This window comes from Legionella pneumophila subsp. pneumophila str. Philadelphia 1, from assembly GCF_000008485.1.
Classification (GTDB): Bacteria; Pseudomonadota; Gammaproteobacteria; order Legionellales; family Legionellaceae; genus Legionella; species Legionella pneumophila.
Map to the genome: position 1 here is coordinate 2,443,901 of NC_002942.5, position 15,190 is coordinate 2,459,090.

The following is a 15,190-nucleotide window of genomic DNA, read 5'->3' on the forward strand; positions in this document are numbered from 1 at the left end:
TTTTAATACTGCACAAAGCATACAACGTTTTATGGTGGAGCCCTCACGAAAAGGATTTTCTGGATGAAAATAGCTCTTTTCTTTATTGATAGACCAGTATTTGCAACAGTGATCTCCATCATCATTGTTATGGTGGGGGTATTGTCCTATTTCAACTTACCAGTAGAACAATACCCACAAGTAGTTCCTCCTACGATTCAGGTATACGCCTCTTATCCTGGAGCCAATGCAAAAACAGTAGCTGAAACTGTTGCAACACCGATTGAACAGGAAGTTAATGGTGTGGAAAACATGTTGTATATGGATTCCCAATCCACTGATGATGGACAAATGCGTCTGACTATTACTTTTAAGCTTGGAACAGATCTGGATCAGGCGCAGGTGCTGGTGCAAAACAGGGTGGCAGTTGTGGAACCCAAATTACCTGAAGAAGTCCGCCGCTTAGGAATCACTACTAACAAAAATTCACCTGATTTGATGTTGGTAGTGAATATGTACTCCCCTAATGGTCAATATGATCAAACCTACATCGGAAATTACGCTATCTTGCATATACGCGATAAAATCAGACGAATTGAAGGTGTAGGCAATGTACTCGTATTTGGGGCCAGTGAATATGCCATGCGTCTTTGGCTGAATCCCGATTTAATGAATACTTTTAATTTAACGGCAAATGATGTTTTAGCAGCTGTTCGTGCTCAAAACGTGCAAGTCGCCAGCGGCAAGCTTAATTTGCAGCCACAGAAAAAACAATACGGTTTCGAGTACCATATTGAAACCAAAGGACGCCTGGTTAAAAAAGAAGAATTTGAGAATATTATTGTCAAATCAGGTGAAAGCGGGCGTATCGTTCGCCTGAAAGACATTGGTCGCGTCGAGTTAGGTACGCAAAATTACCTGACGAAAGGTTATTTAGATAAATACCCTGCTGTTGCATTACCTATTTATCAACGCCCAGGAACCAATGCATTAGCCACTGCACAAGAAATCATTAAAACCATGAAAACAATTGCCAAGGATTTCCCGCCGGGCATTACCTATGACATGGCCTATAATCCTACTCTATTTGTTCAACAGTCGATCGATGCGGTATTTCATACCATTTATGAAGCGATTGCTCTGGTTGTACTCGTCATTTTGATTTTTCTACAAACATGGAGAGCCTCTGCCATTCCAGTAGTAGCTATTCCTGTATCATTGATAGGAACTTTTGCCGTGATGCAGGCTATTGGATTTTCGTTGAATTACTTGACCTTGTTTGGACTTGTTCTTGCTATTGGTATTGTGGTTGATGATGCCATTGTCGTTGTCGAAAATATGGAGCGTAATATCCAGGCAGGCATGAATCCCCGCGATGCCGCCAGAAAAACCATGACAGAGGTAGGATCAGCATTGGTTGCTATGGGTTTGGTGTTGATTGCCGTCTTTTTACCTACCGTTTTTCTGGAAGGAATTTCCGGGCGTTTTTATCAACAATTCGGTACAACGCTTGCTGTCGCAACTGCCATTTCTGTTTTTGTCTCGTTAACCCTGACTCCAACCATGGCGGTATTATTGCTTCGTGCTCATCACGGAACTATAAAACAAGAAGGGTTAGCCTGGTGGAAAAAACCAATATATGGATTTTTGCATGGATTTAACCGACTAATGGAAGGATTTTCCCGGCAATATGGGAAATTGGTTGCTACCCTCACACGTAAAACGGCTTTAATGATTATTGCTTATGGTATTTTTATTTCCATCACACTACTTCTATTTGTCTACGTACCACGCGGCTTTATCCCGAGACAAGACCAAGGTTATTTTATCGTTGCAGTTCAATTGCCGCCTGGAGCCTCTTTGAGCCGTACCGATGCTGTCATCAACAAAGCAGTCAACAAAATATTGGCGATTCCTGGTATTGCCCATACCGTTAGTTTTACCGGCTTTTCTGGCGCTACATTTACTAATTCATCGAATGCCGGAGCAATTTTTACCCCCCTATTGTCATTTCAAGAAAGGCAACGTATGGGGATAAATTATAACGATATTCTTAAGCGTCTAAGGCAGGAATTAAGTACCATCAAGGAAGCCCTCATCGTGGTTATCCCTCCTCCCCCAGTTCGAGGTATTGGAAATGCAGGTGGTTTTAAAATGATGCTTCAAGACAGGGGTGGTCGAGGTCTTGATGTATTAATGGAAGCGGCAGCAACAATGGTTAATGCAGCGAATCAGGAAAAAGCCACCACATCAGTATTTACTTTTTTTGAAAATTCAACACCACGACTTCACTTGAAACTTGACAGAGAAAAGGTGGAACGGCTTAACGTGCCTTACGCCAATGTCGTGGAAGCACTGGAAGTTTACCTTGGCTCTGTTTTTATTAACGAATTCAATTACCTGGGACGTACTTTTCGTGTTATTGCGCAAGCTGATTCAGAATATCGGCATACTGAAGATGATATTTTACGAATCAAAGTCAAAAGCAACAGTGGAGACATGGTTCCTATAGGATCAGTTGCGCAAATAGAAAATACGGTTGCTCCCTCGCGTATGCCTCGTTTCAATCTGTATCCCGCTATTGATTTGCAGGGTGATGTTGCTCCCGGATACAGTTCTGATGAAGCACTGGTGACTATGGAAAAACTGGCTCAGAACAATCTTCCAGACGGGATTGGTTATGAGTGGACAGAAATAGCCTATCAACAGAAAATGGTAGGTAATACTGCTTTGATGGCTTTTACTCTGGGTGTTATTTTCATTTTCCTTGTCCTTGCCGCTCAATATGAAAGCTGGTCTTTACCTTTAGCCGTCATATTAATTGTACCGATGTGTCTCTTTTCTTCCATGCTGGGAGTTAAAATTCTCGGGATGGAAAATAATATTATGACTCAAATTGGTTTTCTGGTTTTGATTGGACTTGCATCGAAAAATGCCATCCTCATTGTGGAATTTGCGAGACAACTTGAAAATCGGGGCTATAACCTCTGGAAAGCCGCCATTCAGGCAGCAAAACTTCGTCTGCGCCCGATTTTGATGACCTCATTTGCATTTATTCTCGGTGTTTTTCCCTTGATTATCTCAACAGGCGCAGGCGCTGAAATGCGCCGAGCGCTCGGTGTCGCTGTATTCAGCGGGATGTTGGGAGTGACTTTTTTTGGTCTGGTCTTTACGCCTTTATTTTATGTTTTAATTAGTCGCTTGAGTAGATATAAAAGGAAATTAAAAGACCTTAACTAAATATTTGCTGTGAAACCCTTAATATATTTATGCACTCGGTTCCTCTCTTCTTTGCATGATGTCGTGAGTGAAATTTTAATCAACCTTGACTAAAAAAGATCATTTCAATTAAAATGTGGCTTTTATTAATCGATCCAGTCTGACAGCATGGAGCACTATGATTAAAAGCAAGACATTTAGTTGCTATATTATCGGTGAAGCTAATATAACTCTTCAATGTGCAGATATCCTATTAGCAGGAGGCCATAAATTACTTGGCATAATCTCTCCATCAAACACCATAAAAAAATGGTGTACTGCCAATTCCATTGCTTATCTTGAGAACATCAAGGAATTTGAAAAAAATCATATGGACGAAGAATTTGATTTCTTGTTTAGCATAGTCAACAGTGAAATCATTCCTCAAAAAATTTTAAGACTCCCTCGTTATTACGCCATAAACTATCATAACTCCCCATTACCCAAATATGCAGGATTATATGCCACTTCGTGGGCGATCCTTAATGGCGAAACTCAGCATGGTATTAGTTGGCACATTATGAATGAAGTGATAGATGCAGGTGATATTCTAAAGCAACCAACTTTTCCAATAAATGATCTGGATACGGCGTTTAGTTTAAATCTGAAATGTTATGAACAAGGGATCTATTCCTTTCATGAACTTGTTGAAGAGCTTTCATCCCACACTACGACTTCGGTTAAACAAAATCTGTCATGCCGTTCTTATTATGGTCTAAAAAACAAGCCGGCAAATTTTGGATTTATTTCATGGGAAGAATCTTCAGAAAGCATTGATCGGCTCTGCAGGGCTTTAACATTTGGAAATTATACCAATCAGTTAGAAGTACCCAAGATTATGATTAATAAGGAAATTTATGTTGTAAAATCTTATGAAAAATTAAATATATCCTCAGGAGTAAAACCAGGCACCGTTGTGAATAACTCGAATGGTGGCTTACAAGTAGCTACCGGAACAACAGATATATTGATTCTAGAGCTTACTGATCTTGAGGGCAGAACATGCTCAATGGAAGAATTAGGCAGCTTATTTAAAATGACTCGCTACTCACAACTTGACACAATTGAACCTGCGTTTTTTGAAAAGCTAACAATTTGTCCTGCTAAAAAACCAAAAATAGAGAAGTTCTGGGTCAATGAGTTTTTGAAATGTGCTCAAGAAAAGAATTCATTTTTATCTCCACTATCCCAACTCGATAAAACATCATGTTCACTTCACGATAGAAAAACAGTAACACAAGTACCTGGTGAGTTACTCGCAAAATTGAAAAAACTATGCCCTGAGCATTGGCAAATAAAGAATATCTTATTAACTAGCCTCTTAATTTACCTATATCGATTAAATAATTACAGTAATCTCTCGATTGCATTCATTAATTCACAATTGAGCAGTAATGATCCTGATTTAAATAAGCTTTTATCAGACTATGTGCCTTTAACAACGCAATTTGATAGCACTATGACATTTATGGACGCATTGACATTTGTCTCAAAAGAACAGGGAAAGTTATATGAAAACAGCACTTACACTAGAGATATTTTCATACGCTACCCTGAGCTACATAATGCTTTCAACCATATTGATGTCAGTATCACCTATATTACTGACTCAAAAGCAGTGGCACCTTGTGTCGGCGATAAAAAGTTAAACTTCTGTATTGCAGAGGATTGTTCCTGGTTTTATGTTAATAATAAAACAAATTATAGAGCCCATTTGGAATCTTATGCTTTTTTTGAAAATATGAATGAGCATTTGCTGACTTTATTGGAAGATATAGTCAGTAACCCTGATAAAAAGATATTCGAACTTTCAATAATCAGTAAAAAGGAAAAAAACGATTTATTGGTAGTCTGGAATAACACTCAGTGTGATTACGATTATGAAAAACCGATTCATCAATATTTTGAAGAGCAAGTTTCCAAAACACCTGACGAAATAGCTGCTGTCTTTGAGAACAAATCAATAACTTATGTAGAACTTAACCGAAAAGCCAATCAATTAGCACACTATTTAAGATCTCAAGGTGTAAAACAAGATGACCTGGTAGGGATTTCTTTAAGTCGCAGTTTGGAAATGGTTATATGCATTTTAGGCATTTTAAAGTCTGGAGGAGCTTACCTGCCATTAGATCCTAATTATCCTGATGAGCGGATTTCATACATGCTAATGGACAGTAAAACTAACCTGCTGATAACAGATCAAGAATTCATAAAGAGAAAACCACATGGATTCAATGGCAAAAGTATTGAGATAAATTCCTTTTTAAATTTAAAAAACCTGTCTTCTGAAAATCTTCAAGCAATTAACAAACCATCCGATTTAGCCTACATTATTTATACTTCCGGGACTACAGGAAAACCTAAAGGTGTAGCCATATCGCATCGTTCTATTTGCAATCACATGTTGTGGATGAAGAAGGAATACGCTTTTAAAAACAAGGATGTATTTTTACAGAAAACCCCCTTCTCGTTTGATGCCTCTGTTTGGGAGTTTTTTATGCCACTTCTGGTTGGTGGTAAACTGGTCGTTGCCCCAAATGATGCACATACCAGTCCCAATCAAATGATACGCCTAATCAGAGAGAACAAAGTTAGCGTATTGCAGATCGTTCCTTCTATGCTAAAAGAATTAGTATCTAACGAAGAGTTTGGTCTCTGCAAATCACTCACGCATGTATTTTGTGGTGGTGAAGCCCTTTTATCAGAAACAATTAATGCTTTTTTTAAGTACAACTTCTCAGATACAAAACTACATAATCTCTATGGACCAACGGAAGTAACCATTGATACAACTGCTTATACATGTACCGCAGGAGATGCAAAAGGCGATGTAAGCCGAATAGGCAAACCGATAATGAACACAAAAGTGTATGTATTAGATGCAAAAATGCAGCCTGTTCCTATTGGAATAATGGGGGAGCTTTATATTTCAGGAGATGGTTTAGCACGTGGTTATTTAAACAACCCTGAATTTACCATACAGAAATTTTTACCCAACCCATTCAGCAACAATAAAAATGATCGATTATACAGAACAGGGGATCTTGTCAAATGGAATTCCAACGGAGTCCTGGAATATCACGGCCGATGTGATAATCAAGTAAAAATTAGAGGATATAGGATAGAAATCAATGAAATTGAATCCTATTTGGAAAAAATTCCTTCCATCCATCAATGCATTGTGAAACCGGAAAAAAACCAGGACGACTCAATGTCTTTATCAGCTTATTTGGTTTTGGAAAAAAATTCTCAAATATCCGCTGTAGATATTCGGGCTATATTAAAGCAGAATATTCCTGAATACATGATCCCGGCCCGATTTTATATTGTTGACAAATTTTTTAGCACCCCAAGCGGTAAAATAGATAGAAAAATGTTACCAATCCCATCCAAACGATTACGTTCGGGTACTAATTATGCTCCCCCCAATAATCCTAAAGAACAATTATTACACAATATCTGGTGTTCGGTTTTAAAAATAGATAATTTGGGAATTTACGATGATTTTTTCGAACTTGGCGGTAATTCACTATCAGCAATGAACATAATATCACATATACGGGAACAATTTTCACTGACATTGAGCGTTAGAACATTATTTGATTTTCCCACAATATCCTCTTTATCTAAAGCAATAGAGAACATATACCATAAGAAGACTGATTGTATATACAATCAGTCTTCTGGAAATCATATCATCCCTCTTAGAACAGAAGGAGAAAAAACACCTCTGTTTTTAGTACATCCAATTGGTGGAAGTGTTTTTTGGTACAAACTTCTTGGACAATATTTTGATAAAGATAGACCATTGTATGGAATACAGGATCCTGGGCTTGATAGAAATGAATTGATATTTAGTAACCTGGAAGAAATGGCTAGTGCATATGTCCATTCAATTCAGGCTATTCAACCAAGCGGACCTTACATACTTGGTGGCGCATCATTTGGATGTACTGTTGCTATTGAAATGGCGAAACAATTAGAGGAAAAAGGAGAAACAGTAATTTCTATTATCTCCCTTGATGGTTGGGCATTTTACCCTTCCTTACAAAACAATGAGCTTTATTTTCAAGAAGTTATGAAAGAACAAAATTCAAGAATTCTAAAGAAATATATTGAAAATAACGTCAGTAACTCCAAATTTTTATTAGAATTACAATGGCATAGAGAAAACATGTTGACTCAATATAAAATGCCAATTATTAAACCCAAATTTATTTTATTTAAGGCAAAAAAACTTACAGAAATGTTTCAATATAATGCTAGTTTGAATTGGTGGGAAAATTATACAAGTCAACCAATTGAACTACATTTAACTCCTGGTGATCATGAAAGCATGTTTTATGAGCCTAATATCAAAATCCTGGCTACCAAGCTCAATGATAGCTTAAATGAGCAGGATATTAAGCATTACCAATTCAATGATACACTGAAGGATTCATTTATAGATCAACTCTAAACCAGTATCATCAGAACTGCACAGAGGTTTTGGTTGATTTGTTTCTTCTCTCTCCGTGACCTATTATTTAAATGGAATAAATAAAATCCATATGAATGAAATTGAATTAGGTCACTCTCTATGCCTAAAAAAGCGGATCTGACATTGCTCCTCATCAATACCCTTGAAGAACCAATATTTTATCTTTCCTCAGATTTTATTATTTTAGATCTCAACGCTTCCGCCAAGAAAATATTCAAAATTACAAAGAATTCAATTATTGGAAAACCTTTTTCAGTTTTATGTTCTGATCATGATTTAAAATCACTTGAACATCCTTTTGATAGAAATTTAAAGACATATATTAGAAAAAAAATAGTTTTATGGGATTCATTATGTTTAAAAAAGCCTATAAATGGAATTCAATATATTGCTATAGGGACTATTAAAAATCAAACCAATAAATCCGCATTGAATAGCAATCTCAAAACAAACACAGATGGCACCAACCCTATAGACATCACAAGTAAATTTTTAACGGAACAAATAAATAATAAAAGTAAAAATACTTCAGATTATGTATATGCTATTTATCGCTACATGGAAAATATTATCGCACAGATTCCAGTAAGTGTTTATTGGATGAATAAAAATCATGTGTACATGGGGTGTAGCAATAATATGGTTAAATTATTAAATCTCAATTCAAGGTACGATATTGTTGGTAAAACTTACGAGGATCTATATCACGAAAAATCAACCTCATACTATAAAAAAGCAGATAAAATAGTTATGGATAAAGGTATCTCATTAAGTCTGGAAGAGCCATTCTATTGTCCCGATGGAACTACTAAAGAGATTTATTTGTCGAATAAAGTCCCTCTTCGTGACCTGGAGGGTAAAATTATAGGTATGCTCGGGGTATCAGTAGATATTACTGATAGAAAAAAAATGGAGTTGGAACTTAGTAAAGCTAAAGAAGCTGCTGAGGAAGCAAACAATGTAAAGACTGAATTCATAGCCAATATGAGCCATGATCTCAGAACCCCACTAAGTGGTGTTGTGGGTATGGCTGAACTTATGAAAGAGCAAGTAACAGATCCTGTACAAGTACAATATGCGGAGTGGATTTTTGATTGCAGCCAACAATTATTGAGTTTATTAGATGGCATACTTGACATCGTATCCTTGGGAAATGTTAAAGAAGATGAATTAAAAATAACAACCTTTGACATCAACGAATGTATTGCGGAATTAGTTCATCTTGAAATGCCGTCCATTAAACTGAAACAACTTGATTTGATCGTTAATATTGATAAAAAGATTCCTCGATTAATAAAAACCGACCGTATAAAACTTCATCGAATTATTCTCAATCTTTTAGGTAATGCCATTAAATTTACCGATTCCGGTTATATTGCAATTGATGTGAAATTACTTGAGCTAAATAATGAGTCAGGATTAATTTATTTTGCAATATCTGATACTGGCATTGGTATCCCCGAAAATCAACAAACGAAAATATTTGACAGATTTCATCGTATTATCCCGTCCAGCATAGGAAAATATAAAGGCCATGGCGTTGGTTTACATATTGTTCAATCCTATGTAAACCTGCTAGGCGGAGAAATACAGGTAAACAGTGAACCGGGAGTAGGAACTACCTTTTATTTTGAACTCCCTATTCAAATTGAAAAAGAAAATGAAGTGATAAAGGGTCATTATAAGCTTGAAAAAAAAAATATAATACCTGTACCTAAAAAAGAAAAAATTTTAGATAAAAACTCAAAAAATGAGTTTTTGTATAACTCACCTAATATTCTCATCCTGGAAGATAATCTGGTAGCCAGACGTACAATAGAAAGCTTGGCGACTCAAGAAAAATGTCGTTTTGTTTCTGTAGCAAAAGGTAAAGAAGCCATACGGCTTGCTAAAACCAATGAATTTGATCTGATAATCACAGATATTGGGTTACCAGATATTGAAGGACATGTGGTAGCAAAATTAATTAGAGAATGGGAGTTATCTCAATCAAAGCCACCGATACCAATAATAGGATTAACTGCACATGTCAAAGAAAAATCCAAAGAAATATGCTTGAAATCAGGTATGGATGATGTATTCAACAAACCAATCAGTCGGCAGCTTTTACAGTATATACTGAGTCGATTCATTCCATCAAAAAATAAAAACTCAACTTCATGCTCTTCTCAAAAGACAACATCATCAGAGCAAATAATAGAAGCAGATTTGCCAGAAAGTGAAAGTAATTTTTTTAACTTGGACTCTTATCCTTTACTCGATATTCACAATGCTGTTTCCATCATGGGTAGTCTCAAATTGGTTCGGGAGATATTACCACTTATGATAGGTGAAGAAACCCAAAAAGATGTTGAATCCATTGAAAAAGCTTTTCATATAAAAGATTGGGAAACGGTAGAGAGAATCGCTCATAAAATGAAGGGTGGTGCTGCGAATTGCGGTGCTGTACGTATGAAATATGCTTGCCAATATTTAGAGCGCTATCAAAAGATGGGATATACCAAGCTTCTTGAGCCTCTTTACCAACAACTTATAAAAGTCGTGGAAGATACCCAAAAGAATATTCATGAATGGCTAAAACATTGACCCTCACTAGAAACATCAATGGTATTCACTAATTAAGCCCCCAGAAAAAACTTCAAATATAATATTTATCAATCAACTTGAATATTATAAATACACATTAATTAACTTTGCTATAATTAATTTAAATAACGCCAAATTGGATTCGGTGTAACCTTTGGGAGGAAGCAGTAAATGTCTGATGAAATAAGTAAAGAATATTTTGATGAGACTCTCGGCATCCATCAAGAATACCTGGGTATCCTTAATTGCCTACCAGATATCGTTTACTGGGTGGACAAAGATTGTTTATTAAAAGGTTGTAATCAAAACTTCATAAAATTACTTGGTTTAAAAAAAATAAAAGATTTAAAAGGAACTCCTTATGAACAAATGGCAAAATACACTGGGTGGCCAGAAAAAAATATTGAAGCATTTAAACTGGATGACATGAAAGTGCTCTTTTCAGGAGAACCCCAATGGGATGTAGAAGAGGGGCCTTTATTTAACAAGGATAAGGAAGTGAGTTATTACCGAACTCGTCGCGTACCATTATTTGATAAAGACAATAAAGTATATGGATTGGTAGTTGTTCTAACTGACATCACCAAATTTAAAAAAATGGAAGAGCAATTACAGAAAGTAGCTACAAAAGAAAAGATAAAACCTAGTCCAGCCAAACGAATAGAAGAACCAAAAATATTAATGGTCGAAGACAATTTTGTTGCACAAAAAGTTGAAGAGGCATTGCTTAAGGAACTGCAATGCCAAGTTGATATCGCGGACACGGGAGATAAAGCATTAAATCTTTTCGACCCGGGGAAATATGATATGGTCTTTATGGATATTGGTCTCGAAGATACTTCTGGCTATTTGGTAGCAAAAAAAATTCGCCAAAAGGAACAAAACACCAATTATCATGTACCAATTATTGCCTTAACATCTTACCAGGCTGATGTGGTGAAATACGATGTTGAGGATTATTTTATGGATGGAGTGCTCACTAAACCCTTAACAAGCGAACAAGCAGACCAGTTAATCAAACACTTTGTTCATAAAGAAGACATTATGGTTTCAGGCTTAAAATCAGCAAGAGAAAATTAAGATCAACTTGCTTAGCTGACAATATCTGATTTTTAGCTTGTTCGCATGAAACAAAATGAAACATTGCCAACACCTGGTAAATAGAGAAAGTGTTAAATTGGCACATCCGTGCACTACAGCATTAAAGTACAACCTCGTCGGCGAGGACTGTATCCTCATAAAAACAAGACACGTCCCGCATAATGTGTGAGAATAGATTTCAGCCATGCCAAAGATATTTGTAATCGCTGGTTTCTTGGGTATATCTTCCCTTACAATGATTATTGATACTGGAGAATGAAGTGATATGGGATCCTGAACGTTATGTGCTTGGAAACTATATTCAAAATAAAATCAACGATGTATTTCTAAAAACAATTCACAGCAAGCTGTCTGGAAATATTTTAGATATTGGTTGCGGAGATGGGCACTATACCAGCTTGTTGGCGGGCAAGGTAAAACATGGCCAAATTCTGGGAATTGATAGCTCTGAACAAATGATAATGCACGCCAATCAACAATGGGCACGTACGGGGCTATCTTTTGAAGTTCATAACATTGAGGAATTTCACCAACCGCAATCTTTTGATTTGGTGCTCTCATTTTGGTGTCTGCATTGGACGAATATCCATATTTCTTTTCCAAATATTTTTCATCTTCTAAAAAGGGAAGGCAAATTGTATGCTGTCATGTCTTCCTTTTCCGATCACAGCATTTTGCAAACCTGGAAAGAATTGGCCAAACAAAACCTGTATAGGGATTTAACAAAACAATACATCTCTCCAATCAATGAACAGTATTTTTATGGTGTGATTAATCTTCTCAACAGATTGCCTTTTAAACGAATTAAACTTGATTTAAAAACTTGCCGTGTTCATTTGCCGCATATTGATTATTATAAGAATTTACTTCTAACCATGCCTTTCATAAAAAGAGTTCCTTCTGAAATAACAGATACACTGGTTGAGGACATGTTAAAAGCATTTCAAACTATCTGTGACAGGAAATACGGTGGTGAATTATATTATGAAACTCGCCCCATATTTTTAGAGGCTATCAAATAACTCAAGGTGTTAGGAGGCAATACTGTGCATTTAAATTTTAATACAACTCCTGGCATGAACATACCTATGGTCATTGCAAGCCAGGATAATTTGAAAGCAAGCCCTACCCCTTTATTACATTTTATTTCTGAGTATCATGATGAGATAATCCAAAAGCTCAATCAGTATGGAGCAATAGTATTAAGAGGATTTTCCTGTCAAGAAGAGAACTGCTTTTCGAAAGCAATCGAATTATGTGCCTTAGGCACGCGATGTTCGACAAGCGATTATGACCTGCCAAGAACTGTACTGGCAAATGAAATTTACACATCAAGTGACCTGCCGGCTGATATTCCCTTACCGCTGCATCACGAAAAACCCCGATCACCAAAACCACCTAATCACATCTATTTTTGCTGCATCATTCCGCCTCAGGAAGGTGGTGGAACAATCTTTGCCAACGCTGAAGAAATATGGATAGATATGCCCCAAGGCATTCAGAACAAGATTCTTGAATACGGTGTCCAATACAAGCAATTTTTTCATGGGCAATCTGTAAAATATCGTGTATTAAGAAAAATTCTGGGAAACCATTGTGCTCGAAGTTGGATTGATTATTTTGGCACAGAAGACAAAACTCAAATAGAACAAAATTTAACTCAAAAGCAGGTAGTATGGGATTGGATAAATCATGGGATTGATTTGATAATAATAAATTATTTGCCCGGAGCATTAAAGCATCCTCTAACTGATAAAATGGCCTGGTTTAATTCATCAGCTTATTTGAATTATTATTCCAATTTGAATTATGGTGAATTAAAAAACCTGCGTTCATTCAAATATTGGGCAAGCCGGTATCTTATCCTGAAAGATATGCTTCCCATGATCTGTCATTATGGTAATGGCCAGGCGTTTTCTGCAAAAGAAATATCTGAAATTAACCAGGTTATTCAGCGTCATACTCGTGTTTTTCATTGGCAAAAAGGAGATTTCATGATTGTGGATAATTTTACTTTCATGCATGGCAAACAAGCTCATGTTGGAGAAAGATTATTGTATTCATGCATGACGGCTTATTAATGCTGGATTATTTTTATCTGCTCCCTGACAGTCGCGGTTCAGTGTTTGAACCATAATCCGAGCCGCAACTATCAGGGCATACTCTTATACATAAGTTATTCTAACTCAATGTATGAAAGGTTTCCCAAGCCAAAGTAAAATCTTTCATGCGTTGTAGACCAATCCACATGACTTTTGTTCCAGGGAAGCCATCAGAGCCTCTTCCTAAATGTCCTCCAAATTTTGCGATCATTAAAATAATTTCATAAAGTTTAGGTGGTTTTTTTGGTGGTTTTTTCTTTGTTGCCATGGCATAAGTGGCTTGCCATTCGTTATCTTCAAAGACTGTTGTACAGTCTATATCAGGGCAAGTTCGTCCCAACATTGTTAAATAAAATACCCGCCATGCCACTATCATATAAAAAGCGATGCAATTAAGAGTAGCCTCGTAAGTTTCAAATCGTAATTCCTCTATCTTGCATCCACTCTTTAAAATTTTTATGTACATTTCTATTAACCACCTACATAAATACCAATTAACAATTTCAACTGCCCGATCCAGTGTTTTTATAGGGACACTTGTGATTAGAAACCATTCAACGGGTTGCTCCCCTTCTGGTGTATTTATTTCTTTGCAGTGTACAACCTGAATTTCAATGACGTTCAATTTTTTGCTTTTTCGACGAGGAGGCCTTAAAGAAACACTACATATACGAATCTCCTGTCTAACGCTACGGGCTTTTCGAGTATGTCTTTTTTTGCAATTTCTATAGGAAGTGCCTGCGGGAATTTCAAACTCTATGGTGCCAAGAACACAAGCTTTGCTAACTTCTTTTTTAAGAAGTAACTCGAATTGATTTGTTTCTTCATTCAAAACAGCTCTATCATGCTGACAACGTATAAGCCAATAGGCTTTATTTTCTTCGGAGGGAAGTTTTTCAAGAACCTCATAAATATCTCCCTCTCTATCGGAAATACTGACAACCATTGTATCGGGTACTGCCAGTGCAATTTTATTCGCTGCATTATAGCCCTTAAGCCAACAATAGGTTTCCTTTTCCTCAATTGACTTTCCCTTTCTACTATTCCTCGTACCAATCTCTTTTCTTATCCAATGCTGCATTTCTACTACGCCCAAACAAACTCGTTCTGGCGTAAATGCAATGCTTGGATGTAAATATAATCCCCGGCTTCTCTCGTTGGAGAGATAACCCATGCCTGACAATGATTTTCTACCTGTAAAATCTACCTCTGTTGTGTCTTGGGGAATTAGAACTATCTTTTCTGCTTTTATACGTTCTAGTGTCGCTTCAGAATGGGGTAAAAGAATTGATTCCGGATTTACATTCACATGGTTAAAAAACCGGTAGGCTGCCAGTGTTTCATTCCAACTTTGAAATGTAGTTGGAATGCTTGCATTTGGTGAGCTAAGTAACCCGCTTAAGATATCTCCATAACGCTTATCTAACCGCTTATCACCGAAGTTCGCTTCCTTGGATTCATTAATAATCCATTCACAACTAGCCATCTAAGTTCCATATAAAAAATATGAATTTTACATGGATTAATACTTATGTATAAGAGTATGACTATCAGGGAGCGGATATGGTATTCCCATACAAAATCTTGCTGAATTCTGGCTATACTTAAGGTAAATAGACCTTCCAGGTTAATTTGTTTATACTCAAATTCTCTCTCTGTTATGGTTGTTTTTATTATAACTCTT

General features: G+C 36.5%; 7 protein-coding genes. 6 read left to right on the forward strand and 1 reads right to left on the reverse strand.

Features of this window, described 5'->3' with window-relative positions:
* Positions 1-63: 63 nt before the first annotated feature.
* From LPG_RS10945 to LPG_RS10970, 6 genes are all read left to right on the forward strand, one after another.
* A complete protein-coding gene (locus LPG_RS10945; protein ID WP_010947887.1) occupies positions 64-3,219 on the forward strand; it encodes an efflux RND transporter permease subunit in 3,156 nt (1,051 codons plus the stop codon).
* Positions 3,220-3,376: 157 nt separating this feature from the next.
* On the forward strand, positions 3,377-7,696 hold the full coding sequence (locus tag LPG_RS10950; protein WP_015444193.1) for an amino acid adenylation domain-containing protein: 4,320 nt from the start codon (positions 3,377-3,379) through the stop codon (positions 7,694-7,696).
* 120 nt (positions 7,697-7,816) lie between these two features.
* Positions 7,817-10,303: a PAS domain-containing hybrid sensor histidine kinase/response regulator gene (locus tag LPG_RS10955; RefSeq protein WP_010947889.1), complete on the forward strand. Its 2,487-nt coding sequence runs from the start codon at positions 7,817-7,819 to the stop codon at positions 10,301-10,303.
* A gap of 171 nt (positions 10,304-10,474) precedes the next feature.
* Entirely contained in the window at positions 10,475-11,383 is a 909-nt protein-coding gene (locus LPG_RS10960) for a response regulator (RefSeq protein ID WP_010947890.1), read from the forward strand.
* Positions 11,384-11,664: 281 nt separating this feature from the next.
* The gene (locus tag LPG_RS10965) at positions 11,665-12,426 is read left to right on the forward strand and encodes a class I SAM-dependent methyltransferase (protein ID WP_015444191.1); all 762 of its coding nucleotides are present in this window, start codon (positions 11,665-11,667) and stop codon (positions 12,424-12,426) included.
* 24 nt (positions 12,427-12,450) lie between these two features.
* A complete protein-coding gene (locus LPG_RS10970) occupies positions 12,451-13,485 on the forward strand; it encodes a TauD/TfdA family dioxygenase (RefSeq protein ID WP_015444190.1) in 1,035 nt (344 codons plus the stop codon).
* 100 nt (positions 13,486-13,585) lie between these two features.
* On the opposite strand, the gene LPG_RS10975 is transcribed toward LPG_RS10970, so the two are convergent.
* Positions 13,586-14,992, reverse strand: coding sequence for an IS4-like element ISLpn6 family transposase (locus LPG_RS10975; RefSeq protein ID WP_010947893.1), 1,407 nt, complete (start codon positions 14,990-14,992; stop codon positions 13,586-13,588).
* Positions 14,993-15,190: the final 198 nt, after the last annotated feature.